Below are 25,259 nucleotides of genomic sequence, written 5' to 3' on the forward strand. Positions count from 1 at the left end.
GCGGCTGTGGAGCTGTGCGGCTGGTCGGTCGGCTGGGTCTCCACCCGCTACCAGGAGCACCGCGAAGCCGCCGCCGGGCGGATGCTCGAAGGCGCTGCCTCGTGAGCGGGCTGCCGGTCTACCGGTGGCGCCTCGCCCCCGAGGGTCTGGCCACCTACCGCCAGCTGCGGGCCCTCGGCCTGCGGCCCGGCGGACAGGACGTAGCCGCGCAGCTCGAACGCCCCCGCCGTCGGCGGGGGCCGCTGGTCGCCTACCTCTACCGGATCGACCGGGCCAAGCCCGTCCGCCCCATGACCCCGGCCCGCTGGGCTGCCTTGGAGCGTGCGAACACGGCGCAGCGGACCTGCCCCAACTGCCGCCGTGACGCCGGATACCGCATCCCGCGCTCACTCGGCATGTGCGTCCCGTGCGCCGACTCACCCGCTCACGCGGCTGCCTGATCGCACCCGTTCTGACCTGCAACACCTCGCCCAGCAGGGCCGACACGCCGCGCCGTAGGAAGCCTTGCGTGGAAGCCCTGCTGTTCTCCGCGAAGGAGTGCACACAGCATGACGGACACCACCATCACTCCGGTAGCGGGCCCTGAGGCCCCGCCGGACACCACAACGCCCCAGACGCTCAAACCGGCACCCACCCCCGCCGCCCCGGCCGTCGAGCACACGCCGGGCGGTTGGCCGGTCGTGCCGCTCGCGGTGACCGGCACGAACACCACAACGACGCTCCTGGCCGCTGCCGCGCTGGTCGGGGGTCCGGCCGCGCTCGCGGTCGCCGCGACCGGCGCCGTCATCCTTGGCACCGCAGCAGCCACCGCCCGCCGCCGCGACCGCAAGAACAACCCCAAGTCCAAGTCCGGCAACGGCCGTACGGCCCGCACGAGCAGTGCGGCGGGGAAGGAGGCAGCAGGTCAGCGCGGTTCGGGACGGGTGCCGACACAGTCCCGCACCGGAAGCGTCGGCAACACAAAGTCCGCTCGTCGCGGGCGCGGCGCCGGATCCCGGGCCGCTGCCGGATCGGCCCAGGCCGGGAAGAAGTCGGCTGGGCTGAACCACGGCGGCAAGTCGTCCACGGCCGGTGCGTCTGGACGGGGTTCTGCTGCCGGGTCTCGCAGGTCTGCGGGACGCGTGGGGCAGGTCAAGGCCGTGCGGGATGCCGCCCGGCAAGCCTCACCGTCGCGGGCCGCGCGCCGCAACAATGCTAAGGATGCGCGGCGTTCGGTCGCGGACGCCCGCCGTCAGGCCAAGGCCGCCCAGAGGTCCGCCTCGCTCGCCAAGAAGGGCCCTGTGGGCCGGGCGGTGGGCAAGGCCGCCGGAAGGGTCGGCAAGGCCCGTGGCGCGGCGACAGAGCGGGCCCGTAAGGCGCGGGACCGCCGGTCGGCCGGGCAGGTCGACGCGCAACGTGACCAGGTCCGTAAGGCCCCGGTCCGCAAGGCGGCCCGGAAAGCCCTGCGCAGGTCAGCCGCCCGCTTCCAGCGGCGCCGTCTGCTCGCGGCTCTGCTCGCGGGTGCACTGGGGATCGTCGGGATGCTCACCTCGCCGCTCGGGCGGAAGCTCGGCATCCCGTGGCTGATCCACCCCGGCCGCCGTCTCTACGCCCGTCTCACCCACACCGCCGCCGAGCAGCGCGCCGCCCGGGACGAACAGATCCGGGCCTCCCTGGAGAAGGACGAGGCCGCCATCGACGCCCAGGCGGCCGACGACGCGTCCGAGCAGATCAGCGACACGGTGGAGCGGCCCGACGGGGTCGTTCCCGCCGCACCCACCACCAGTGACAACACCGCCGAGGGAGAGATCGTGTCGGGTTTCCGGTTCGAGGAGTACGCAGCGGAGATGGAATCCGCCGCCAACGGCTACGAGCCCGAGAACGCCATGGAGATCCTCGCCATGGTCGAAGGGCTGCCCGCCGCGCTGACCAGCGTGGCGAACGTGATGAAGATCCTCGCCGAGCGGGCCGATTCGGAGTTCCCGCTGGAGAAGGAAGTCGCGGACGGCTTCAACGACATCTTCGGCGCCCTCATGAGCGCGGTCGCGGTCGCGGAGGACATGGGGCCGCTGTTCCGCACCGCCCACGAGCAGGACATCGCCCGCCACGAGGACCCGCGCAACGGGACCGAGGCCGAGAAGGGATGGAACGTCTGACCATGGCATCCAACACCGCCACCAAGACGGGGCCGGTGTGGGACTGGGCGGCCGGTCACGGACCCGTGACCGGCGCCCTGTCCGCCACCACCGGAGCCCTAGCCATCGCCACCACCGGCGCCGCCACCGGTATGCCCCCCGGCTGGGCCCTCGCGGCAGGCACCGCAGGCGCCATCGGCCACACCATCACCAGCCTCCGCGACCGCCTTTCCGGCCGCACCGTCTCCATGCGTGCCGCATCGTGGCTGCTCGGCGCCGGGTGGACCACCTGGGCCATGGCCACCGGTCCGCTCACCTGGGCCGCTCTTGGCTCCCTGGCCACACTGGGCGTGGGCCTCGGGGCTGCCGCCCGCTCCACCCTCCTGTACGAGGAGGCGAGGGAGTTGGAGGCGATCGCGGCTGCTGAGCGGCAGGTCGCGGCGGAGCTGTCGGCCGAGCGGCGGGCGATCGCGGCGGAGTGGGTCGACCGGATCCAGCGCGTCTGCAACATCACCATCCGCGTACTGGCGGTGGAGATGTGGCCGACCGGGACCGGGTTCACGATCGACGCCGAACTCCCGCCCGGCGGCGCCACCTACGACCGCATCGCCCAGTACGCCGCGCAACTGGCCTCCGATGCCCGGCTGCCGCACGGCTGCACCGCCACCGCGTCCCGGGGCATCGACCAGGGACGTGTGCTGATCGATGTCACCACCGTCAACGTCCTCGCCGAGGAAATCACCTACCCCACCGAGTACACGCCGCTGTCGATCTACACCGGGATCCCCTGGGGCTACCGCACCAACGCCGAGGAGATCCGCGTCTACCTGCGTGAGCAGTGCGCGCTCGTCGTGGGGCCTACCGGGTCGGGCAAGACGAACATGGTCCACGTCATCCTCGCCGGGTTCGCCCGCACCACCGACGTCCTGACCTGGGTTATCGACCTGAACGCCGGATCGGCGGGTCTGCCGTGGGTTCGTCCCGCGCTCGATGCCGAGGGCCGGTTCGTCGACGGCCTCACGCCGGGGGTGGACTGGCTAGCGTCCTCCTACGAGGAAGCGATGCTGATGCTGGAGACCGCGCTCGCGGTCGGCCACCACAGGAAGGTCGCCTACCAGGACCTGATGGCCGAGCGGAACACCGACCAGCTACCCATCAGCGCGCAGATCCCGCAGATCATGCTCGTGATCGACGAGGGCGCCGAGATCCTCACCAGCACTGACAGGCGCATCAAGGAACTCGCCAAGAAGATCCTGGAGATCATCCGGATGCTGCGTGCCATGGGCATCCGGACCGTTCTCACCGCTCTGGGCGCCACCGGGGCCGTGCTGGGGAACCTGATGATCCGCCGCGAGGCCAAGGCGAGGGTCTGCCTGACCGGCGGCGAGGTCGAGGGCATGGACCTGTCCAGGGTGTTCCCGGGCTCCCGTGGCCTGCGCGTCGACCAGGCCCCCTACAAGGGCTCCGGGTTCATGGGCACTCCGGAATCCCCGGCCGCCCTGTTCAAGAACTGGCGGATCCTGCCGAACCAGATCCGCGACATCGTCGCCGCGACCAGCACCATGCACCCCACCCTCGACGACATCTCCCGCCGGGCCGCAGGCACCGCCTACATCGACCGGTGGGCCCCCGACCGCACCGCATGGATGCGCACACACACCCACAGCCCCGTGGACAACCGACAGGGGCCGCCCGGAAGGCCGGGAGGCCTGAACCTCTCCGCTCTCCGCACCGAGGGAGTCCCCACGGTTGAGTCCGAAGCCGACAAGCTGGCCCGGCGGTTCCGCGAGCAGATCGACGCCGAGTTCGCCACCACCCCCGAACCCAACGAGACCGACCCGGTGACCGAGCAGCCGACCGCCCAGACCGGGCTGAACCTCTCTGCCCTCCGCAACAGCCGGGAGGAGCCGGGTGGCCCGGACTGGCTACCCGCCGCCATCGCCGCCATCCAGGCCGCCGGGCCGGAGGGCATGAAACCCTCCGCCGTCGCCGACTCCGTCGGCAAGGACCGCAAGACCGTGCGGGCGGGACTCAAGGCAGCAGCCGACCGGGGCGAACTCGTCTACCGCGACAACGGCCCGCACTCCGTCTACGTCCACCCCGAGCACGCCTAGAACGCTCCACAGAGAGCTACCGGGTACTGGGTAGCGGGGCATCGCCCCACTACCCAGTAGACAGGCCCAGCAAGGCACACAGCGGCTTTCAACAGGCTTTTCTACTGGGGACCCCAGTACCCACTACCCAGTAGCCGCACCCCACTACAACCACACAACGTCACCAGCCCCGGCGGGCGGCACCTCACCAAAAGGCGCCGCCCGCCCGCGTTGAAGGGACACCGTTGTGCACTACGAGACCCCGCACGAGAGCACCACCCCCACCCGCTACGGCGACCCGATCCTGCACCCCACCGTCGTTCAGCAGCCGGTGATCCTGCCTGCCGAGATCCCGCCCGGCGTCGACTGGGTCACCCTCCCCAACGGGGTTCGCACCCTCGCCTACACCCACCCCACCCCGGCCCCGGCCGCCGTTCCGATCGCGCAGCCGGTGCCCGCGTGGGCCAAGACCACGGCCCTGCTCGCTCCCACCGTTGGCGGCGGGGTCGCGGCCGCCGGTATCGGACTCTCCTACGCCGCCCCGGGACTGATCGCCATGAGCCAAGCACTCTGGTCCGCCGCCGCCCTCGTGGTCGCCGCCGTCTTCGCCGTGCCGCTCCTCCTGTGCGTCACCCGCCGCGCAACCGGGAGCCGCACGGGCCGGGCGGGGGGCACGCACATCACGCAGAACATCACCGCGACCGGCCTGTTCGGCCGTGCGAACGGCACCATCAACCGCCGCTGAACAAAGCCAAGGGCGGCCCGCGTCTCGCCAAAGCCTCGGGCCGCCCTCATCTCCCGATCGACTCAAGACCTGGAGGTCTCCCAGCATGACCCATGCAAACCCGTTCACGCGAGGCTCCGCAGGGTTACTCGCTCTACGCGTCGCCTCTACCGGGATCCCGGTACTGCCCCTGCGGACGGGGAAGGTCCCGTTCGGCAACTGCCGCTCCTGCGCGGATAACGCCTGCGGTGGTCGGCCGAACATGAAGACTCCCGGGCCCTGTCTGTGCCCGTTCCCGTGCCACGCCTGGGCCGCAGCTACGACCGACCCTGCCTTGCTGTCTTCCGCCCCCTGGGCTGCCGCATGGCGCCGCGCTGGGGCCGTCGCCTACCACCCGGGCGGCGCCGGAGTCACCGTGGTCGACCTGGACAACGCCGACGCGGTTGCGTGGGCCCGCCAGACCCTCCCCCCGTCCCGGACCGTGTCGACGACGCGGGGCGAGCACTGGATCTACCGGGGCGCGATGCCCTCCGCCAACCACGTACGGCCCGGCGTCGACATCAAGTCCCTGATGGCCTACGCCCGCTGGCTCGGCCACGGCACCGGCAGCATGGCGCCATTGCCGTCGGCCGTCCTCGCGTTGATGGAGAGGGAAGAGACCACCCCGCCCCGCCAGGGGGTGGACTCTTCGTCCCCGGCCCGCGCCACGTGGGACCGCAGCGTCGCCACCGGCTGTCGTCACACCGCAACCTACGTCCAGACGGGCCTGCGGCGGGGTCTAGCCCGCATCAGCGCCCACCCCGACAGCGGTGCAGGGACAGCCGCTTACGGGGTCGCCCGGTTCCTCGCCAACCAGCACAGCGGTTGCCCCGGACCCTGCGGCCTCGACGTGCTCGGCCACCAGATCGCAGACGCGGCCGTCTCGGTCGGCGTCCCCTCCGCGTACGCGCAACGAGCCGTCGCCAACGGCTTCCGCAGCGCCCTGGGAGCAACGGCATGAGTACCGCCCAGCAACCCCAGCGGCCACGAGCCGTGGGCGCCTTGAAAGTCGTCGCCGAAGGCGTCCTTTCCGCTCCTCTTTCGAACCCCGACGACCCGACGCCGGATCAGCCCGGGATCCGGATTTACGCGGCTCCGGTCTACCGCTCGCACTACGACGGAGCGCGCTGGTCCAAGCGCACCGACGGCACCCCGAACGCCGCCTATGCCTGCGCCTGCGGGCAGACCGGCACCGCCACTGGTCTTCAGGCCGTGGCCGCGCTGGTCGCCAAGTACGACGCCCACAAGACCGCCTGTACCGGGACCCCGGTCCCGTCCGCTGAAGGGAGGACCGCCGCATGACCACGCACGATCCTGAACTGTGGGCAGGGTTCGAGGACATGTCCGCCGAGGACATCACCGGGCCCGTCTGGGACCAGCCTGTACCCATCAACCCGCGCGGTCCCCTCCCCGCCTTCCCCGTCGACGCACTTCCCGACTGGCTTCGCGCCATGACCGCTGGAGTCGCCGAGGAGACGCAGACGCCCGTCGACCTCGCCGGGTGCCTCGCGCTCGCCGTCATTGGCACCGCCGCTGGCGGACGCCTCACCGTCAACGTGCGCGGCCAGTGGAGCGAGCCGGTCAACCTCTACACCGCCGTCGCCCTCCCGCCCGGCAACCGCAAGTCCGCCGTGTTCGGGCTCATGACCAAACCCCTGCTCGCCGCCGAGCAGGCCCTCATCGAACTGACCGCGCCGCAAAGGGCCGAAGCCGCCGCAGCGGCACGGATCGCGAAGGCCGCCGCCGAGCGGGCGGAGAAGCTGGCCGCCAACGCCGAGCCGGACAAGGTAGCCGCCCTGACCGCCTCCGCCGTGTCCCTGTCGGACGCAGCCGAGCGAGCCGTCGTCCCCGCCGAACCGCAGCTCATCGCCGACGACATCACAGCCGAGTCCCTGACCACCCTCCTCGCCCAGCAGGACGGACGGATCTCGATCCTGTCCCCCGAAGGCGAGATCTTCGAGATCATCGCGGGCCGCTACTCCGGCGGCACACCGAACATGGGCATCTTCCTCAAGGGCCACTCAGGCGACATGGCCCGCGTCAACCGGCAGGCCAGAGACGCCCAGTACGTCGAAGCCCCGGCCATCACCATGGGCCTCGCGGTCCAACCGGCCGTCCTCGACGCCATCGGCCAGATCAAGGGGGCCGACGGACGCGGCCTGCTCGCCCGATTCCTCTACTCCAAGCCCGAATCTCTCGTCGGCCGCCGCAACCTCACCCCACAGCTCCTCTCCCCCGACACCGCCGCCACCTACGCCCACAACCTCGGCCGCCTCGCCCTGACCCTCGCGGCATGGACCCAGCCCACCGCCCTCACCCTGTCGCCCGAAGCGGACGCGGTCCTGCTCGCCTATCAGCGCGTCACCGAATCCCGCCTGGGCAAGGGCGGATCCCTCGCCCCGATCATCAACTGGGCCAGCAAGCGCGACGGGGCCGTAGCCCGCATGGCCGGACTCCTCCATCTCGCCGCATACCCGGAAGACGCCTGGGACCGCCCGATCGGCGCCGAGACCATGGCCGCCGCCACCCGCCTGGGGGACTACTTCACTGCCCACGCCCTCGACGTGTTCGACGCCATGGGCGCCGACCCCGCACTGGCCGCCGCGCACACCGTCCTGACCCACCTGTGCGAGACCCGCACCACCGCCTTCACCAAGCGCGACCTCTTCCGCGCCGTGCCCCGGGGCGAATTCCCCGCCATGCGCGACCTCGACCCCGCCCTGACCCTCCTGGAGGAACACGGCTGGGTCCGCCAGCAGCCCCCGCCACCCCGCAACGGACGCGGCGGCAGGCCGCCCTCCCCCCGCTACGAAACCCACCCCCGCGCCTGGCTCGGCGCCTGAAAACCCCCACCCCCGCTGACAGAACTGACAGAACCCCCCGACACGGCATCTGACCTGCGGAAACACGCACTACCGGAGCCCTGACAAAACCTCCCGAAACTCTGACAGAACCTCGCCCTGGCCTCACGGCCTGCTCTGACAGAACACCCGCCCGGAGGTTCTGTCAGAGTTTTCCGAGGTTTTGTCACAACCAACGAGGCCACCAAAACCGCAGCTCAGAGGCCATACGGCGAGGTTCTGTCAGTTCTGTCAACACACCCCCGGGTTCTGTCACCCCGAACCGAGCTGAAGGAGCCCGATGGCAACCGCCAAGACGCCCCGGCCCGTCACCGAACTCCCGGACGAGTACCTCACCCCCGAGGACATCGCCGTCAAGTTCAAGGTCTCGGTAGAGACCGTCTACTACTGGCGGAAACAGCGCACCGGCCCGCCCGGGTTCCGTGTCGGCCGATACGTCCGCTACGACCCCGCCGCCGTCCAGGCCTGGGTCATCCACCAGGGCGACCTCAACGCCGCCGCCTAGTCCGCCCTCCTCGGCCCGTGGTGCTCCTCACCGGAGCGCCACGGGCCTACGCATACGCCGAAAGGACCCAAAACCTCTATGGCTGGCCACATCCAGGACCGTTGGTTCAAGACCGAAACCGGCTCCAACGACAAACCCGTCCGGGTCAAGAGCGACCGCTACGGGGTGGGGCTCCGCTACCGGGCCCGGTACATCGGCCCTGACGGAACCGAGAGGTCCAAGAGCTTCCCCGACAAGCAAAAGCGCCTCGCCGAGAAGTGGCTCGCCAACATTGAGGCCGACATGTCCCGGGGCCAGTACATCGACCCGAAGGCCGGTCGTGTGACCTTCCAGAGCTATGCCACTAAGTGGTTGGAAGGTCAGGCGTCAGGCCTCTCCAGCCAGATCGAGATCGAGCGCAGGCTCAGGCTGCACGCCTTCCCGCTGATCGGCTCCCGCCCGCTCGACTCGTTCCGACCCCAGCACATTCGGCAACTGCTCGGCGCCCTGGAGGCCAAATCCATCAGCAGCTCGTACGCGCGCAACATCTACAGCGACGTACGGGCGGTGCTCTCTGCCGCCGTGGACGACGAGCTGCTGCCCCGGAACCCCTGCGCGGCGAAGTCCGTACGTCCGCCGACGAGCGAGCCCCGGCGAGTCGTCCCCTGGAGCCCCGAACAGGTGCGTGCAGTGCGAGCCGCGCTCTCGGACCGATACCGGTCGATGGCTGACGTCGGAGCGGGATGCGGGCTCCGGCAGGGTGAAATCGTCGGCCTTGCCGAGGATGCCGTGGACCTGGCGGCCGGGGTGCTGCGTGTGGTTCGTCAGGTGAAGCTCATCCGGGGAACGGCGGTATTCGCCCCGCCGAAGTGCGACAAGGAACGGGACGTACCGCTGCCCGCGTATGTGGCTGGATCACTCCGTGAGCACATGGGCGCCCACAAGCCCGTGGAAATCACCCTGCCGTGGAGGAAGCCGGACGGCCCCAAGGTGACGGCCCGCCTCCTGTTCACCAACCTCGCCGAGGGCGTGGTCTGGCGGAGCAACTTCAACATCCAGGAGTGGAAACCCGCGCTCGCGGCGGCTGGCGTCATCCCGCAGCCGGACGACGGAGAGCCGTACGCTTCGGCGCGAGAGCACGGCATGCATGCCCTCAGGCACTTCTACGCCTCGCTGCTCCTGGACGCCGGTGAGAGCATCAAGGCGGTGAGCCAGTACCTCGGGCACTCCGACCCCGCCCTGACGCTTCGGGTGTACGCGCACCTGATGCCGACGAGTCTGGAGCGCACCAGGAAGGCCGTCGACGGGCTGTTTCTGCCCGCTCCTCGCGTCTCTGACGGCCCACAGACGGCCCCGTGAACCGAGAGGGCCCCCGGATCTGCACTCAACGTGCAGGTCAGGGGGCCTTTCCTCGCCCAATCCCGGTGAGTTCTCCGGGCTTGGGCATGGTCCTACCAGTGTCGCAGACGAACTCACGGGGCCATGCGCCGAAGGACGGCAGGCGCGCACCGGGCAGGTCGATCTTCCCCCTCGCCGGGTGATCCGTAATGGTCAGATGGGGTGAAGCGGCCGCGTGGATCGTTTCCCCGGGCGGGCCGCGAGGCGTTGATGGGGGCGTGAGTACCGCAAGCATCGCCCCGATACTGCCCACCGCTCTCGCACCCCTGGCCGCTCCTGCCGTGCAGGACTCGGGCGCGGACACCGCGCCCGGAGTCATAGGCATTGACGCCTGCACCACGCTCGGCACGACGCTCGTCGTCCGCGTCAGCGGGGAGATCGACCGCCTCAGCTCGGCTCCGCTCGGCGCTCTCATGGCGTCGGCGGCCGAGGAGGGATACGTCGGACTCGTGCTCGACGCCTCCCAGGTCACCTTCTGCGACTCCGGTCTCCTGCGCGTGCTGCGCTGGTGGCCCCGTGACGGACGCCGCCTCAGGCTGGCGAACCCGTCACGAGCCGTGAAGCACCTCCTGAGGGCGGTCGCGGCCACGGCACGGAAGCCGGCCGCGACAGGCCCCCTCGCCGGGGGGTTCGCGACGTGACCTTCATATCCCTGACCCGTCTCCCGACGGAGACGTAGCCCCACAGTCCACGGACGTACGCGAGAGGGGCCCGGCGCTCGAAAGCGGCGGGCCCCTCACGTACGCGACAGGCAGGTCAGGTCGTGCCGACGAACAGGACCAGCAGCAGCCACACCACCGGCGCCGTCGGCAGCAGGGAGTCCAGGCGGTCCATGATGCCGCCGTGGCCGGGCAGCAGCGTGCCCATGTCCTTGATGCCGAGGTCGCGCTTGATCATCGACTCGCCGAGGTCGCCGAGCGTCGCGCTCGCCGCCACCGCGAGGCCCAGCAGCAGGCCCTGCCACCACGTGCCGTCGTCGATCAGGAACTCCATGCACAGCGCGCCCGCGGCCATCGCGAACGTCACCGCTCCGACCAGACCCTCACGGGTCTTGCCGGGGCTGATCCGCGGCGCCAGCTTGTGCTTGCCGAAGCGCCAGCCGATGGCGTACGCGCCGGTGTCGCTGACGACCGTGAGCAGCAGGAACGTCAGGACCCGCTCCGGGCCGTCATCGGCCGTCAGCATCAGCGCCACGAACGTCGCCAGGAACGGCACGTAGAACGCGGCGAAGACGCCCGCCGTGACGTCCTTCAGATAGCCCTCGGGCGGCTCCGTCATGCGCCACACGAGGACCGCGAGCGCGGTCAGGGCCATGGCGACCCAGGCCCCCTCCGCACCGCGGACGTAGCCGGCCACGACCATCGCCGCGCCGCCGACCGCCAGCGGGACGAGCGGCGCCTTGATGCCCTTGCGCTCCTGGAGCCGGGACGTGAGCTCCCACAGACCGACCACGACGGCGACCACGATGACGCCGACGAACGCGGCCTTCCAGATGAAGAGCGACGCGATGATGACGGCGCCGAGCCCGACCCCGACTCCTATGGCCGCGCCCAGGTCGCGCCCCGCGCTCTTCTTCTGCGGGGCAGCGGGCCGGTGGGGGCTGGACATGGGCTCCTGCGGGTGCTCGTTCGGCGTCTCGTCACGGAACAGGGGACCGCTCGGCTGAGCGGCCCCCCGGTCGTGGTCGTCCTGGTGATCGCCGGCGGGGACGTCGGGCACGATGGGCATGGGCCGAGTCTGCGCCGCCTGCAGCCCATCGTATGCGGGACCCGCCGGGGCAGGCCCCTGGTCGGGCCCCCAGTAGCCGGAACCGGCCGGGGCCCCCCAGGCAGAGTCGTTCATCAGACCTCGAGCAGCTCGGCTTCCTTGTGCTTGAGCAGCTCGTCCACCTGCGTGACGTACTTCGCGGTGGTGTCGTCGAGCTCCTTCTCCGCGCGGCGGCCCTCGTCCTCGCCGACCTCGCCGTCCTTGACGAACTTGTCGATGGCCTCCTTGGCCTTGCGGCGCACGGAGCGGATCGAGATCTTGGCGTCCTCGCCCTTGGTCTTGGCGACCTTGATGTAGTCGCGGCGGCGCTCCTCGGTGAGCTCGGGGAACACCACACGGATGATGTTGCCGTCGTTGCTCGGGTTGACGCCCAGGTCCGAGTCACGGATCGCCTGCTCGATGTTGCGCAGCGCGGTCTTGTCGAAGGGGGTCACGACAGCCATGCGCGGCTCGGGCACCGAGAAGGACGCCAGCTGATTGATCGGCGTGAGTGCACCGTAGTAGTCGGCCACGATCTTGTTGAACATCGCCGGGTGCGCACGGCCGGTGCGGATCGCGGCGAAGTCCTCCTTGGCGACCACGACGGCCTTCTCCATCTTCTCCTCGGCCTCGAGGAGGGTCTCTTCGATCACCACTTGCTCCTGCGTGTCGTCGCGTCTTGTCCTGCACGGTGATACGACCGGCAGGGCTCTGTCCAGCCCCAAGGGGGTCCCCCCCAGGCCGTTCAGGCCCTGGGGGAGGGGGCGGTACCCGGTTCGAGCCGAGGCTCAGGCCCGGGTGCCCTGGTCGCTCACGAGAGTGCCGATCTTCTCACCCTTCACCGCGCGCGCGATATTGCCCTCGGCGAGCAGTTCGAAGACGAGGATCGGGAGAGTGTTGTCCCGGCACAGGGTGATGGCGGTGGCGTCGGCGACCTTGAGGTCGCGGGAGAGCACCTCGCCGTACTCCAGCGCGTCGAACTTGACCGCGTCGGGGTTGGTCTTCGGGTCGGAGTCGTAGACCCCGTCGACGCCGTTCTTGCCCATGAGCAGAGCCTCGGCGTCGATCTCCAGGGCACGCTGGGCGGCCGTGGTGTCGGTGGAGAAGTAGGGCATGCCCATACCGGCGCCGAAGATGACCACGCGGCCCTTCTCCAGGTGGCGCACGGCGCGCAGCGGGATGTACGGCTCCGCGACCTGGCCCATGGTGATGGCGGTCTGGACGCGGGAGTCGATGCCCTCCTTCTCCAGGAAGTCCTGGAGGGCGAGGCAGTTCATGACGGTGCCGAGCATGCCCATGTAGTCGGAGCGGGCCCGGTCCATGCCGCGTACCTGCAGTTCGGCGCCGCGGAAGAAGTTGCCTCCGCCGATCACGACCGCGATCTCCGCGCCGTCGCGGACGACAGCGGCGATCTCCCGTGCGATCTTGTGCACGACGTCGGGGTCGACGCCGAGACTGCCGCCTCCGGCGAATGCCTCGCCGGACAGCTTCAGCATGAAGCGGCCGGCCTTTTTGCCGTGGTTGTCGTCGCCCTGTACGGCGCTCTGGTTCATGGAGATCTCCTCGTGCACATACGACGAAGGCCATTGCCGGTGGGTCCTTGCGGTTTCCCGTACGGCAATGGCCTCCTCGTCAGATCTGCGGTCGTCCTGCGCGAGCGCGGACGACTGCTTCAGACCCTACCGGGGTCCGGTGTCCGTCGCGTACGGACTCAGATGCCGACCTTGATGCGCGTGAAGCGCTTCAGGGTGACACCGGCCTCGTCCAGGATCTGCTGGACGGACTTCTTGTTGTCCAGCGCGTACGGCTGGCCGAGCAGCGTGGCGTCCTTGAAGAAGCCGTTGACGCGACCCTCGACGATCTTCGGGAGCGCGGCCTCGGGCTTGCCCTCGGCGCGGGTGGTCTCCTCGGCGACGCGACGCTCGGTCTCGACGACCTCGGCCGGGACGTCCTCACGGGTGAGGTACTTCGGCGCGAAGGCGGCGATGTGCTGGGCGACACCCTTCGCGATCTCGGCGTTCTCCTTGTCGAACTCGACGAGAACACCGATCTGCGGGGGCAGGTCGGGCATGGTGCGGTGCATGTAGGCGGCGACGTAGCCGTCGGCGTACTGCGCGAAGCGGTCGAGAACGATCTTCTCGCCCAGGTTGGCGTTGGCCTCGTCGACGTACGCCTGGACCGTCTTGCCGGGCTCGATCTCGGAGGCGAGCAGCGCCTCCAGGTCGGCCGGGGAGGTGGCGGCGACGTGGGCGGCGAGGGCGTTGGCGACGGCCTGGAACTTGTCACCCTTGGCGACGAAGTCCGTCTCGCACTTCAGCTCGACCAGGACACCGGAGGTGTTGTCGTCGGCGATGAGGGAGACGACGGCGCCGTTCTCGGCAGAGCGGCCCTCGCGCTTGGCGACGCCCTTCTGGCCCTTGATGCGCAGGGCCTCGACGGCCTTGTCGACGTTGCCGTCGGCCTCGTCCAGAGCCTTCTTGCAGTCCATCATGCCGGCGCCGGTGAGCTCACGGAGCTTCTTGACGTCAGCGGCGGTGTAGTTCGCCATGAGTCTGAGTTTCTCTCTCGAAGTCTGAAAGATCTACGGGTGGACGGCGGGGGCTTCGTGGGCCCCCGCCGTCCACATCCGAAACAACCAACCGGACCCGGCCTGTCAGGGCCGGGCCGTGGGTCAGGCCTGCTCGGCCTCGGCGGCCGGGGCCTCGACGGCCTCGGCGGCGTCGGTGGCAGCCTCGGCGGCGTCGGCGTCGGCGGCCTTCTCCGTCTCGGCGGAGGCCTGGACCTCGGCCTCGTCAGCCTTCTTGTCGCCCTCGAGCAGGTCGCGCTCCCACTCGGCGAGCGGCTCGCCCGCGGCCTTCTCGCCCGGCTTCGAGTCGCCGGTCGCGGCGCCGGAGCGGGCGATGAGGCCCTCGGCGACGGCGTCGGCGATCACGCGGGTGAGCAGGGTGACGGAGCGGATCGCGTCGTCGTTGCCCGGGATCTTGTAGTCGACCTCGTCGGGGTCGCAGTTGGTGTCGAGGATCGCGACGACCGGGATGTGGAGCTTGCGCGCCTCACCGACGGCGATGTGCTCCTTCTTGGTGTCGACGATCCAGACGGCGCTCGGCACCTTCTGCATCTCGCGGATACCACCGAGGGTCTTCTCCAGCTTGGCCTTCTCCCGGGAGAGGACCAGGAGCTCCTTCTTGGTGAGGCCGGACGCGGCCACATCCTCGAAGTCGATCTGCTCGAGCTCCTTGAGGCGCTGCAGACGCTTGTAGACGGTGGAGAAGTTGGTGAGCATGCCACCGAGCCAACGCTGGTTGACGTACGGCATGCCGACGCGCGTCGCCTGCTCGGCGATGGCCTCCTGGGCCTGCTTCTTCGTACCGACGAACATGATGGAGCCGCCGTGGGCGACGGTCTCCTTGACGAACTCGTAGGCGCGGTCGATGTACGACAGCGACTGGAGCAGGTCGATGATGTAGATGCCGTTGCGCTCCGTGAAGATGAAGCGCTTCATCTTCGGGTTCCAACGACGGGTCTGGTGACCGAAGTGGACGCCGCTCTCCAGCAGCTCCCGCATCGTGACGACGGCCATGGCCGTATCTCCTTGTGTTTCTCGGTTATGTCCTGACGCCCCGACGCGCCGTGCCGCAAGGGACCGAAAGGCGCTGCCACGGCCGGTGAGGGCTGGGTGGCGGGGCGTGCGAAGTCGACCCGGTGACCCGGATCGCCATAGGAAGTGTACGGGACCCCGGGGGTGCCGGGTGACGGCGCTGTCCACAACCGGCTGGTCGTCCACAGATCGCGGCCATGATCACCGCGAATCGGGCGGGTGCGGAACGGTGTCGCCATGCACCTCACGACACTGCTTCTCACTCTGGCCCTGATGTGGCCCCCGAGCGTGCCGCCCGTGGCCCTGACATGGCCGCTGGGCCCGCCGCGCCCGGAGGTCGTGCGCGGCTGGGAGCCGCCGCCCGGTCCGTACGCCGCCGGTCACCGCGGTCTCGACCTGGCGGCCCCGGTGGGCGCCCCGGTCCGGGCGGCGGCCTCGGGCGTCGTCACCTTCGCGGGCCGGGTGGCCGGCCGCGGCGTCCTCACGATCACCGTGCCGGCGACCGGGGACCCCCCGCTCCGCACCACCTACGAGCCGGTGGACCCCTTGGTCGCGGCGGGCGCGGAAGTCACCCGAGGCGACCCGGTGGCCACGCTGGCGGCCCCGTCGGCCGGGGCCGCGCACTGCCGGGAGTCCTGCCTCCACTGGGGCCTCCTGCGAGGCGACACCTATCTGAACCCCCTGCTCCTGCTACGCCAGGGCCCGTCGAGGCTGCTCCCGGTGACGGAGGGGTACGGGGGCGACGCCGGGGCCTGGGGCGGTGCTGGGGGCGGTGCTGGGGCCGGGGCCTGGGGCGGTGCTGGGGCCGGGGCCTGGGGCGGTGCTGGGGCCGGGGCCTGGGGCGGTGCTGCAGCCGGGGTCAGCCGCTGACGCCTCGGAGGGCCATGGTGACGGCGGCCTCGGCGATGGCGTTCGGGTCCTCGGCCGCGCCCAGTTCGATACGGCGGACGGCCGCGTCCACGACGCCCTGGAGGAGCATCGCGCCCAGGCGGGGCTCGGCCTGCCCCAGGTCGGCGAGGGCCTCGACGATCATGGTGACGAGGCCGCCGTGGGCCGCGCGGATCTTCTCCCGGGCTCCGTCGTCGAGCTCGCTCGCGGAGATCGCGACGACCGCCCGGTGGCGCCGGTCCCCCACGAGCTCCAGCTGCTTGCGTACGTACGCCTCGACCTTGCCCTCGGGCGTCTCCGCCCCGGCCATCGCCGTCTCGACCTCGGCCGCCCAGACGGGGAAGTCGACGGCGCACAGTTCCTCGACCACGGCCGCGCGCGATCGGAAGTACTCGTACACCGAGGAACGGGCCAGACCCGTGCGCTCGGCGAGGGCGGGGAAGGTCAGCGCCTCCGTACCGCCCTCGGACAGCAGGGTGCGCGCGGCGTCCAGCAGGGCGCCGCGCTGCATCGTCCGGTGCTCGGCCACGGAGGCCGCTCGAATCCTTGGCACGGCTCCACCATACGACCGGCGGCCCGCGGTCAGCGCCCTACATCGGCCAGCTTCGCGCGCAGCTGCAGGACGGACTTGGTGTGGATCTGGCTGACGCGGCTCTCGGTGACGCCGAGGACGTGGCCGATCTCGGCCAGGGTGAGGCCCTCGTAGTAGTAGAGCGTGACGACGGTCTTCTCCCGCTCGGGGAGGGTGTTGATGGCGCGGGCGAGCAGCCTCCGCAGCTCACGGTCCTCGGCGACCTCGACCGGGTTGTCGGCCGCGGTGTCCTCCAGGGTGTCCATCAGCGACAGCCGGTCGCCGCCCTCGCCGCCGACGTGCAGCAGCTCCTCCAGCGCGACGACGTTCGCCAGGGACAACTGGCTGAAAACAGCGTGCAGTTCCTCCAGACCGATGTCCATCTCCGCCGCGACCTCGCTCTCGGTCGGGGTGCGGCGGAGCTTGGCCTCGAGCGTGGCGTAGGCGCGCTCCACGTTGCGCGCCTTCTGCCGCACGGAGCGGGGGATCCAGTCGAGGGCACGGAGCTCGTCGATCATCGCGCCCCGGATCCGGGTGATCGCGTAGGTCTCGAACTTGATCGCCCGCTCGACGTCGAACTTCTCGATGGCGTCGATCAGCCCGAAGACCCCGGAGGAGACGAAGTCGGCCTGTTCCACGTTGGACGGCAGGCCCACGCTCACACGGCCGGCGACGTACTTGACGAGCGGCGAGTAGTGCAGGATCAGCTGTTCGCGCAGCCGCTCGTCGCCCGTGTCCTTGTACGACCGCCACAGTTCGTCGAGCGAGGTCGGTGCGGGCGGTCGCACGGTGCCCCGGGCTGCTGGGGGCACCGCAGCGCGGTCAGACCCGGAGGTGTGCTGGGGCATGCGTTGCCTTGAGCCGTTCTGCTGGCGGGTTTGTCGGGGTGGGTGTCCGGCGGGGAATCCTGGCGAGCGTAGCGTGACTGGACGGTCGCGGTGTGCGAACCTCTGCGGATCGCACCGCTGTGGGTGGACGTCCTCGGCCACATCTTCGAACCCGGGCCGTGGCGCGTGTCGGCCCCTCAGGGGCGGCCGGGACAGCTGGGTTGGTCATCACCCTCACCATTTCACCCGAATGCTCCAGGTCAAGTACCGCCTCGCCGCGCGTTCGCCCCTTCCGTGGGGGTGTTCGTCAACCGCCAGCCGTCGCCTTGCCGTTCGACGAACCCGAGGGAGTGCAGTTCGTACAGTCTGACGAGGGTGTCGTCGGCGGTGGCGCCGGACCGGTCGGCGATCTCACCCACGGGGGTGGCGGGGCCCGCCGGCATCGCTTCGAGCACGCGGGCGGCGTCCGGGGCGAGGAGGTCGCGCGGCAGGACCGGGCCGCGCCGGGCGGGGGCGAGCTGGCCCATGTCCCCGACGAGTTCGATCACTTCGGAGGCCTCGGTGACCAGGGTGGCCTCGCCGCGCAGGAGCTCGTGGACACCGGCGGACAGGCCGCTGGTGACGGCACCGGGCACGCCCATGGTGTGCCGACCGAGGCGGGCGGCGGCGCGGGCGGTGACGAGGGAGCCGCTGCGGTACTCGGCCTCGACGACGACGGTGCCCCGGGTGAGGGCGGCGATGACCCGGTTGCGGAGGATGAATCTGCTGGGTGTGGGATGACTGCCCGGCGGCAACTCCCCGATGACGAGTCCCTGTTCGGCGACGCGCCCGATGAGTCCGGCGTGGCCGCGCGGATAGGGGATGTCGACGCCGCAGGCGAGGACGGCGACGGTGGCGCCCCGTGCGGCGAGGGCCCCTCGGTGCGCGGCGCCGTCGATGCCGAAGGCGGCGCCGGAGACGACGACCCAGCCCTGCTCGGCGAGCCCGGAGGCGAGCGTGGTGGCCATGTGCGCGCCGTACGGGGTGCAGGCGCGGGCGCCGACGACGGCGACGGAGCGCAGCGCCCACGTTCGCAGGTCGGCCCGGCCTCGGACCCAGAGGCCGACGGGGCGGGTGTCGCCGAGGTCGTCGAGCTGCCGGGGCCATTCGGCGTCGCCGGGGACGACGAGCCGGCCGCCGTGCCGGGCGACGGCGTCGAGGTCCCGCCCGGGCTCGGCGTGCGCGGCCCGCCGCCGCCATCCGGCGACGCGTTTCTCCCCGGTGCCGGAAAAGGCGTCCGGGGCCTCGGCGGCGTCCCGGAGTCGCTGGAGGAAGCCCGTGGCTCCGTACTGCCGGAGCCAGCGGCCTGCGTGGACGTCGCCGGGTTCGACGACGCTGGTGAGCGCGGCGCGGGCGAGGCGCTCGTCGGCGGAGATCATGGGCGCTCCCCCGCTCCCACCGGTACGCCGCGGGCGATGCCGGTCCGCAGTTCGAGGGCGAGGTCGACGTCCTGGGCGTCCGGGCGGTCGTGCCCGGCGAGGTCGGCGACGGTCCAGGCGACGCGCAGGACCCGGTCGAGACCGCGCGCGGTGAGCAGCCCGCGCTCGATGTCCCGCTCCGCCGCGGCGAGGGCTCCCGGTCCGACGACGAAGCGTGTACGCAGCTCATGGCCGGGGACCTCGCTGTTGACGGCCCAGGGAGTGCCGGCGAGGCGGGCGGCCGCGCGGGCGCGGGCCTCGCGGACGCGGTCGGCGACGGCGGTCGTGGGCTCCCCGCGCCCGCCGTGGCCGAGGAGGTCGGAGCGTGTGACCGGCTCGACCTCGACGCGCAGGTCGACCCGGTCGAGGAGCGGTCCGGAGAGCCGTGCCTGGTAGCGGCGGATGAGGGAGGCGGGGCATTCGCATCCCGCGCCGTGCAGGGTGTGCCGTCCGCAGGGGCAGGGGTTGGCGGCGAGGGCCAGGAGGAACCGCGCGGGGAGGCGGACGACTCCGGCGGCGCGGGCGACGACCACATGCCCGGACTCCAGCGGCTGCCGCAGGGCGTCCAGCGCCTTTCCGGAGAATTCGGGCGCCTCGTCCAGGAAGAGGATGCCGCGGTGAGCCAGGGACACGGCGCCCGGGCGTGGGAGGCCGTTGCCGCCACCGACGAGGGACTGCATGGTCGCGGAGTGGTGGGGCGCGCAGTAGGGGGCGCGGCGGACGAGGGGTTCGCCGGGCGGAAGGATGCCGGCGACGGAGTGGACGGCGGTGACTTCGAGGGACTCCTGACGGGTGAGCGGGGGCAGGATGCCCGGGAGCCGTTCGGCGAGCATGGTCTTTCCGGCGCCGGGTGGTCCCGAGAGCAGGAGGTGGTGGCTGCCGGCGGCGGCGACCTCCAGGGCCCGCCGGGCTCCGTGCTGTCCGGCGACGTCGGCGAGGTCCGGCCCGTCGGCGGGGTCGGCGGCGAGGCCGGTGCCGACCCCCGCCCCGGGGACGAGGAGCCCGGCGAGCATGGCGTCCGGGCGGCCCTCCTCGGCGGGCTCCTCCTCGGGTACCGGTTCGTCGGAGAGCACGGCGATGAGTTGACGCAGGCTGCGGACGCCGAGGACGGAGACCCCGGGGACGAGGGCGGCCTCGCCCGCCGTCTGCTCGGGCACCACGACCTGGCGGTAGCCGGCGTCGGCGGCGGCGAGGACGGCGGGCAGGACGCCCCGCACGGGCCGGACGCGGCCGTCGAGGCCGAGTTCGCCGATGAGGACGAGGTCGGCGATGCCCCGGGGGTCGATCCGCTCGGCGGCGCCGAGCACTGCGGCCGCGACGGCCAGATCGAAACCCGAGCCGCTCTTGGGCACGGACGCGGGACTCAGCCCGACGGTCAGTTTCTTCTGGGGCCATTCGGCGCCCGAGTTGACGATGGCGGCGCGGACCCGGTCGCGGCTTTCGCTGAGGCTCTTGTCGGGGAGTCCGACGAGGGTGAAGGCGGCGACTCCGGGTTCGAGGTCGGCCTGGACCTCGACCACGACGCCCTCGACGCCGACGAGGGCGACGGAGCAGGTGCGGGCGAATCCCATCTCAGGCCACCCCCTGGGCGTGGGTGACGACGGGGGCGCCTCGGCGGGGCAGGACGATTCCGACGAGGTCGATGCGGACGCCGCCGTCGGGCGGTGGACCCCCGTGGCGGTCGAGCCAGCAGGCCGCAAGGCGTTTGAGCCGGTCGGCCTTGACCGGGGTGACGGCGGCCATGGGGTGCTCGAAGGCGCCGTCACGCCGGGTCTTCACCTCGCAGATGACGACGGTGTCCCCGTCCCGGGCGACGATGTCGATCTCTCCGGCCCGTCCGCAGCGCCAGTTCCGGGCGAGGATGACCATCCCGGCTGCCGTGAGCCTGCGGACCGCCAGCTGTTCTCCGTACTGACCGAGGGCGCTCGTTGCGTTCATTCGGTACCACCTCCGGCACCGACTGTGACGCTTCGCGACGCTCCGCGTGCGGGCCGGTGGATCACCTCCGGCCTGTGGAGAACCCCGTCACCCCTGCGGGTGGTTTCAGCTGCCGGGGAGCTCCAGATCGCTCTTGTTGAGCTCCTCGATGTTCACGTCCTTGAAGGTGAGCACCCGGACCTGCTTGACGAACCTGGCCGGCCGATACATGTCCCAGACCCAGGCGTCGGCCATGGACACCTCGAAGAACACCTCGCCCTGGACCGAGTGCACCTGCATCTCGTAGTCATTGGTGAGGTAGAAGCGACGCTCGGTCTCGATCACGTATTTGAACAGCCCGACGACATCGCGGTACTCCCGGTAGAGCTTCAGCTCCATCTCGGTCTCGTACTTCTCGAGGTCCTCGGCGCTCATGGCATGTTCCCCTTCAGCCGTGCGTCCACCTATTGTGCGCCAGCCACTCGCACCGTTAAGCGATTTCCGGGGCGAGCACCAGCGGCGCACTCGGCGGTCCCTCGTCGAGCAGCCTGTGCAGCAGTTCGGCGAGTCTGGTCGGGTACACCGTCTCACGCGCCGCCGACAGTTCGGCGGAGGTCCACCACCTCAGGCCCGCGACACTGCGTTCCTCCAGCTCGGTGAGGCCTCCGGGGGCGGTCACGATCTGGCTGGTTCGTGCCAGGAAGTACCACTCGTCCTGGTCCCAGCGCCGCCCGTCGAACGGGAACGAGCAGGTCCGCTGCCACAGCACTGGTCCGAGTTCGACCTCCGTGATCCCGGTCTCCTCGGCCAACTCGCGCAGCGCCGCCTGTTCGCGGGTCTCGTCGCCCTCCAGGCCGCCGCCGGGCGTGAACCACCAGGTCTGGGCCGGATCGTCGGGCTCGTAGCCGTGCATGAGGAGGATGCGGTCGTCGGGGTCGAGCAGCACGACCCGGGCCACCCGGCGCAGCTCCGACCCGAGAACCTCCTCCGAACCCGCCGTACCAGCAACACCACCAGCACCAGCGGCAGCAGCGGCACCGCCCGCCGTACCCGCACCGCCCGCCGTCGTACCCGTCACGCGTCCACCGTCTCTCTCCCTGTCGGCCGGCTTCCCGGCCGACGGCCGACGAGCCGGGCCACCGGCCCGTACGCCGCCCCGCCCAGGATCAGTACACACCCACCGACGATCGCGTAGAAGAGCGGCTGCACGGGCCCGGGGGCGGAGAGCCCGCCCGGCAGTGTCGCGAAGCCCGCGGGACGCTCCACGAGGTCCGCGGCGGGCCAGGCGACGGCGTCGACCCTGGCGGTGACCGCCGAGCGCGGCACGGAGCCCTGCCCGGCCTCCTCCAGGTGCGTCCGGGAGTCCAGGGAGGTGTGCCGCTCGTCGCCGAGGAGGAAGAGCTTGCCCTCGGGCACGGTCGCCGAGAACTCCTGCCCCGAGGCGGGAGCGCCGGGCCGCGTGTACGGCTCGTCGATCGCCTTGCCGTCGATCGTGAGCCGTCCGTCCTTGTCGCAGCAGGCCACCGTGTCACCACCGACGCCGACGACCCGCTTCACCATGGGCATGTCGCCCCAGAGCGGGTCGTTGAAGATCACGATGTCGCCGCGCCGCACCTCGTCGCCGTCGATCCGCTCGGCGAGGACCTTGGAGCCGAAGGCCAGCGCCGGGGTCATCGAGTCGCTGGGCACGGTGTAGGGCTGGTACAGCACGGCACCCCAGACGAAACCGCCGAGGAAGAGCACACAGCCGACGGCCACGGCCAGCCCCGACAGAACACTGCCGAGGCGGCCGCGGCCGCCTTCCGTACGTGTCGTTCCGCTCATCCCAGCGCTCCCCACCTCGAAGGTCGGTTCGACGATCTGGGACGGCACCCTACCCGCGGGTCGCTACGCGGCGGTATGCCGAGTGGTGAGCCTCTTCCTGCGCCACAGGACCAGCGGCAGCGCGCCCGCCAGGCCGGCCGCGCCCGGGGCCACCGACAGGGCCTTGCTCAGCCCGGGCTGGTCGAAGGTCTCCGGCACGGGCAGCGTCGCCCAGCGGGTGACCGGCCAGGCCACGACGATCGCGCGCCCGACGACCTTCTCGTTGGGCACCGTGCCGCCGCCCGCCAGGTTCTGGTGGTACCGCGAGTCCAGCGAGTTCTGGCGGTTGTCGCCCATCACCCAGATGCTGCCCTTGGGGACGGTGAGCGGCCCGAAGGGCTTGTCACCGCACGGCGAGGAGCCGGGGTAGATGTACGAGGTCTCCTCCAGCGCCTTGCCGTTCAGGATGACCTTGCCGCCCTCCTTGCAGGAGACCGTGTCACCCCCCACCGCGATGACCCGCTTGATCAGGTCCTTGTCCTCGGCCGAGGGCATCAGGCCGATGAAGGACAGGAACTCCTGGAGCACGTTCGGGTCCGGAGTGGGCTCGTTCTCCAGCCAGCCGCCCGGGTCGTGGAAGACGACGACCTCGCCGCGCTCCGGCTCGGAGCCGAACCACGGGGTCAGCTTGTCGACCAGGACCCGGTCGCCGCGCTGCAGCGTGTTCATCATCGAGTCCGAGGGGATCGAGAACGCCTGCACGAGGAAGGTCTTGATCACCAGCGCGAGCACCAGGGCGATGCCGATCAGCAGCGGCAGTTCCTTCCAGAAGGAACGCGGCCTCCTGGGAGCGTCGCCGGCCTCACCGGCCTCGTCGCCCTCTCCACCGTCACCCGCGCCGTCCTGGTCGCCGGAGCCGGGGCCGTCAGCAGGGTCGGCGTCCCGCCCGCCGACGGAGTCGTCCCTCATGGCCACCGCCGACTCGGCAAGGTGCTCGGGCCTCTCCTCGGGCTCGTCGTGTCCGGATCGTGCGCCGACGGCCACATCCCCCACATCCACTCCTCAGTCCGTGCATATGCCTGCCCCAGAACAGGGACAGGCCCACCACTCCCATAACGAGCGGGAGTTCCGCAGGAGTCGGGAGCCAGGGCAATCCGTTCAGATTCCGCGAGGACACACTATGCGACGCGCCGACCGCCGACCCAGCACCCGAACGACCGTCCGGTACGGCCGCGAACGTGTCCGGCTCCTCCAGGCGGCGCCAGTGGCTCACCGGCCAGACGATGCCGACCGCCCGGCCGACGACGTCGTCCACGGAGATCGTCCCCCGGTCCTTCTCGTCCAGGTGGTAGCGCGAGTCGGCGGAGTCCGAGCGGTGGTCGCCCAGGACGAAGATCCGGCCCTCGGGCACCTGCACCTTGAACTTGATCTTCGAGGGTTCGTTCCCCGGGTGGAGATACGGTTCCTCCAGCGGCACGCCGTTGACCGTGATGCGACCGTCCTTGCCGCAGCAGGCGACGGTGTCGCCGCCGACCGCCACGACCCGCTTGATCAGGTCCTGGTCGTCGGCCGAGGGCAGCAGTCCGATGAAGGTCAGGGCCTGCTTGATCTGCTTGACGCCGACGGGGTCCTCGGCGGGTGGCGCGGAGTCCTGGAGCCAGTTGCCGGGGTCCTTGAAGACGACGACGTCGCCGCGCGCGGGCGTGGCGCCGAACCAGGGCGTGAGCTTGTCGACCACCACGCGGTCGTCGATCCGGATCGTCTGTTCCATCGAGCCGGACGGGATGACGAACGCCTGGACCAGGAACGTCTTCAGGACGAGCGCGATCAGCACGGCGACGGTGATCAGGAGCGGGATCTCCTTGATCGCCGAGCGTCGGCGCTTGCGTTTGACCTTGCGGGCGAGTTTGCGCCGCTCCGCGCGCCCGGGCAGCGGACGGCCGCCCTCCGTGGGCCGTGTGCCGGTGGGCAGCCGCGTGTCGGCACGGTGTCCGCCGGCCCGGCCCCGGTTACCCATGGCCGACCGCCACAGGGGCCGGTACGGCGTCGAAGGCGCCGGTCTCGGGCACCCCCGACCAGCGGCCGAAGGGCCAGCCGATCCAGTCCGCGCGCCCGATCACCCGCTCGACGGGCACCATGCCGCCCCCCGGCTGCCCGAGGTGGTCGCGGGAGTCGCTCGACTGGCTGCGGTGGTCGCCCATCACCCACAGGGTGCCCTGCGGTACGACGATGTCGAAAGGAACCTTCGAGGGCGCGTCACCCAGCTGGACGTACCACTCCTCGACGGGCACGCCGTTGACGGTGAGCCGGCCGTTCTTGTCGCAGCAGACGACCCGGTCGCCGCCGACGCCCACGACCCGCTTCACGAAGTCGGTCTCGGCGGGTTCGGCGAGCCCGAGGGCCGCCGCCGCGCCGTGCAGGAGCCCGGTGACCGGGTTCTCCTGAGGGGGCTGCTGGACGAAGGAGCCGGTGCCGTCGAAGACGACGACGTCCCCACGGCGGGGCTGGTCGCCGAAACGGTACGCCAGCTTGTTCACCAGGATCCGGTCCCCGACCTGGAGCGTCGGCTCCATGGAGCGGCTGGGGATCAGGAACGGCTGCAGCACGAAGTGGCTGAGGAGCAGCACGAAGACGACGCAGAGAGCGCCGATGATCCCGGTGCGCCGCCAGGACCAGCCGAAACGGCCGGCGGCCTCGGATATACGCACGGAGCGCGACCGCTCCTCCGTCTCGGAGGAG

27 protein-coding genes and 1 pseudogene are annotated in these 25,259 nt (G+C 71.0%); 12 read left to right on the plus strand and 16 right to left on the minus strand.

Translation table 11 applies throughout. The features are described from left to right. From ACWF79_RS32820 to ACWF79_RS32870, 11 genes and pseudogenes are all read left to right on the plus strand, one after another. Positions 1 to 105: pseudogene (locus ACWF79_RS32820) on the plus strand (DUF2637 domain-containing protein); the annotation flags it as partial. Next, positions 102 to 440, plus strand: a complete 339-nt coding sequence (locus tag ACWF79_RS32825) for an RRQRL motif-containing zinc-binding protein (RefSeq protein ID WP_453731836.1) — start codon at positions 102 to 104, stop codon at positions 438 to 440. The pseudogene ACWF79_RS32820 and the gene ACWF79_RS32825, both read left to right, overlap by 4 nt. Positions 441 to 548: 108 nt before the next feature. Continuing rightward, entirely contained in the window at positions 549 to 2,135 is a 1,587-nt protein-coding gene (locus ACWF79_RS32830) for a hypothetical protein (RefSeq protein ID WP_453731837.1), read from the plus strand. Positions 2,136 to 2,137: 2 nt separating this feature from the next. Then, entirely contained in the window at positions 2,138 to 4,228 is a 2,091-nt protein-coding gene (locus ACWF79_RS32835; protein WP_453731838.1) for a hypothetical protein, read from the plus strand. Positions 4,229 to 4,454: 226 nt separating this feature from the next. Next, on the plus strand, positions 4,455 to 4,952 hold the full coding sequence (locus ACWF79_RS32840; protein WP_453731839.1) for a hypothetical protein: 498 nt from the start codon (positions 4,455 to 4,457) through the stop codon (positions 4,950 to 4,952). An 85-nt stretch (positions 4,953 to 5,037) separates the two neighbouring features. Then, a complete protein-coding gene (locus ACWF79_RS32845) occupies positions 5,038 to 5,931 on the plus strand; it encodes a bifunctional DNA primase/polymerase (RefSeq protein ID WP_453731840.1) in 894 nt (297 codons plus the stop codon). Next, positions 5,928 to 6,272, plus strand: coding sequence for a hypothetical protein (locus ACWF79_RS32850; protein WP_453731841.1), 345 nt, complete (start codon positions 5,928 to 5,930; stop codon positions 6,270 to 6,272). Before ACWF79_RS32845 ends, ACWF79_RS32850 begins: the two co-directional genes overlap by 4 nt. Next, complete coding sequence (locus tag ACWF79_RS32855) at positions 6,269 to 7,813, plus strand: YfjI family protein (protein ID WP_453731842.1); 1,545 nt, start codon at positions 6,269 to 6,271, stop codon at positions 7,811 to 7,813. The genes ACWF79_RS32850 and ACWF79_RS32855 overlap by 4 nt, the downstream gene beginning before the upstream one ends. Positions 7,814 to 8,111: 298 nt before the next feature. Next, positions 8,112 to 8,336: a helix-turn-helix transcriptional regulator gene (locus tag ACWF79_RS32860; RefSeq protein ID WP_453731843.1), complete on the plus strand. Its 225-nt coding sequence runs from the start codon at positions 8,112 to 8,114 to the stop codon at positions 8,334 to 8,336. A gap of 78 nt (positions 8,337 to 8,414) precedes the next feature. Then, entirely contained in the window at positions 8,415 to 9,674 is a 1,260-nt protein-coding gene (locus ACWF79_RS32865; RefSeq protein WP_453731844.1) for a tyrosine-type recombinase/integrase, read from the plus strand. Between the two features lie 257 nt (positions 9,675 to 9,931). Beyond that, positions 9,932 to 10,354, plus strand: a complete 423-nt coding sequence (locus ACWF79_RS32870; protein ID WP_453731845.1) for an STAS domain-containing protein — start codon at positions 9,932 to 9,934, stop codon at positions 10,352 to 10,354. A 115-nt stretch (positions 10,355 to 10,469) separates the two neighbouring features. Here the strand turns inward: ACWF79_RS32870 and ACWF79_RS32875 are convergent, their stop codons facing one another. The 5 genes from ACWF79_RS32875 to rpsB all read right to left on the minus strand — a co-directional run bounded on the left by ACWF79_RS32875 (position 10,470) and on the right by rpsB (position 15,039). Further along, entirely contained in the window at positions 10,470 to 11,555 is a 1,086-nt protein-coding gene (locus ACWF79_RS32875; RefSeq protein ID WP_453731846.1) for a phosphatidate cytidylyltransferase, read from the minus strand. Continuing rightward, on the minus strand, positions 11,555 to 12,112 hold the full coding sequence (gene frr, locus ACWF79_RS32880; RefSeq protein WP_453731847.1) for a ribosome recycling factor: 558 nt from the start codon (positions 12,110 to 12,112) through the stop codon (positions 11,555 to 11,557). The genes ACWF79_RS32875 and frr overlap by 1 nt, the downstream gene beginning before the upstream one ends. Before the next feature lie 135 nt (positions 12,113 to 12,247). Then, a complete protein-coding gene (gene pyrH / locus ACWF79_RS32885; RefSeq protein ID WP_453731848.1) occupies positions 12,248 to 13,012 on the minus strand; it encodes a UMP kinase in 765 nt (254 codons plus the stop codon). Between the two features lie 158 nt (positions 13,013 to 13,170). After that, positions 13,171 to 14,007: a translation elongation factor Ts gene (tsf, locus tag ACWF79_RS32890; protein ID WP_356896815.1), complete on the minus strand. Its 837-nt coding sequence runs from the start codon at positions 14,005 to 14,007 to the stop codon at positions 13,171 to 13,173. Positions 14,008 to 14,130: 123 nt separating this feature from the next. Further along, positions 14,131 to 15,039, minus strand: a complete 909-nt coding sequence (rpsB, locus tag ACWF79_RS32895) for a 30S ribosomal protein S2 (protein ID WP_453731849.1) — start codon at positions 15,037 to 15,039, stop codon at positions 14,131 to 14,133. 255 nt (positions 15,040 to 15,294) lie between these two features. Here rpsB and ACWF79_RS32900 point away from each other — a divergent pair, with 255 nt between their 5' ends. After that, positions 15,295 to 15,927, plus strand: a complete 633-nt coding sequence (locus ACWF79_RS32900) for a M23 family metallopeptidase (RefSeq protein WP_453731850.1) — start codon at positions 15,295 to 15,297, stop codon at positions 15,925 to 15,927. Here ACWF79_RS32900 and ACWF79_RS32905 read toward each other — a convergent pair. From ACWF79_RS32905 to lepB (ACWF79_RS32955), 11 genes are all read right to left on the minus strand, one after another. Then, on the minus strand, positions 15,917 to 16,456 hold the full coding sequence (locus ACWF79_RS32905; RefSeq protein WP_453731858.1) for a TetR/AcrR family transcriptional regulator: 540 nt from the start codon (positions 16,454 to 16,456) through the stop codon (positions 15,917 to 15,919). The genes ACWF79_RS32900 and ACWF79_RS32905 overlap by 11 nt on opposite strands. A 71-nt stretch (positions 16,457 to 16,527) precedes the next feature. Then, positions 16,528 to 17,364: an RNA polymerase sigma factor WhiG gene (whiG, locus tag ACWF79_RS32910; protein ID WP_453731851.1), complete on the minus strand. Its 837-nt coding sequence runs from the start codon at positions 17,362 to 17,364 to the stop codon at positions 16,528 to 16,530. Between the two features lie 239 nt (positions 17,365 to 17,603). Next, complete coding sequence (gene dprA / locus ACWF79_RS32915; RefSeq protein WP_453731852.1) at positions 17,604 to 18,761, minus strand: DNA-processing protein DprA; 1,158 nt, start codon at positions 18,759 to 18,761, stop codon at positions 17,604 to 17,606. Beyond that, on the minus strand, positions 18,758 to 20,371 hold the full coding sequence (locus tag ACWF79_RS32920; protein ID WP_453731853.1) for a YifB family Mg chelatase-like AAA ATPase: 1,614 nt from the start codon (positions 20,369 to 20,371) through the stop codon (positions 18,758 to 18,760). The genes dprA and ACWF79_RS32920 overlap by 4 nt, the downstream gene beginning before the upstream one ends. A 1-nt stretch (position 20,372) precedes the next feature. Continuing rightward, the gene (locus tag ACWF79_RS32925) at positions 20,373 to 20,738 is read right to left on the minus strand and encodes a YraN family protein (protein WP_453731854.1); all 366 of its coding nucleotides are present in this window, start codon (positions 20,736 to 20,738) and stop codon (positions 20,373 to 20,375) included. Positions 20,739 to 20,843: 105 nt separating this feature from the next. Continuing rightward, positions 20,844 to 21,152: a DUF2469 domain-containing protein gene (locus ACWF79_RS32930; RefSeq protein ID WP_005311352.1), complete on the minus strand. Its 309-nt coding sequence runs from the start codon at positions 21,150 to 21,152 to the stop codon at positions 20,844 to 20,846. A 55-nt stretch (positions 21,153 to 21,207) separates the two neighbouring features. Next, complete coding sequence (locus ACWF79_RS32935; RefSeq protein ID WP_453731859.1) at positions 21,208 to 21,684, minus strand: NUDIX hydrolase; 477 nt, start codon at positions 21,682 to 21,684, stop codon at positions 21,208 to 21,210. A gap of 107 nt (positions 21,685 to 21,791) precedes the next feature. Then, positions 21,792 to 22,541, minus strand: a complete 750-nt coding sequence (lepB, locus tag ACWF79_RS32940) for a signal peptidase I (protein WP_453731855.1) — start codon at positions 22,539 to 22,541, stop codon at positions 21,792 to 21,794. Positions 22,542 to 22,604: 63 nt separating this feature from the next. Next, positions 22,605 to 23,564: a signal peptidase I gene (gene lepB / locus ACWF79_RS32945; protein ID WP_453731860.1), complete on the minus strand. Its 960-nt coding sequence runs from the start codon at positions 23,562 to 23,564 to the stop codon at positions 22,605 to 22,607. Further along, positions 23,446 to 24,537 carry a signal peptidase I gene (gene lepB, locus ACWF79_RS32950; protein WP_453731856.1) on the minus strand — a complete coding sequence of 364 codons (1,092 nt, stop codon included), beginning with the start codon at positions 24,535 to 24,537 and terminating at the stop codon, positions 23,446 to 23,448. The genes lepB (ACWF79_RS32945) and lepB (ACWF79_RS32950) overlap by 119 nt, the downstream gene beginning before the upstream one ends. Further along, positions 24,530 to 25,259: signal peptidase I (lepB, locus tag ACWF79_RS32955; protein WP_453731857.1), on the minus strand; the 730-nt coding region annotated here is incomplete at its 5' end. The genes lepB (ACWF79_RS32955) and lepB (ACWF79_RS32950), both read right to left, overlap by 8 nt.

This window comes from Streptomyces sp. NPDC054975 (genome assembly GCF_053609105.1).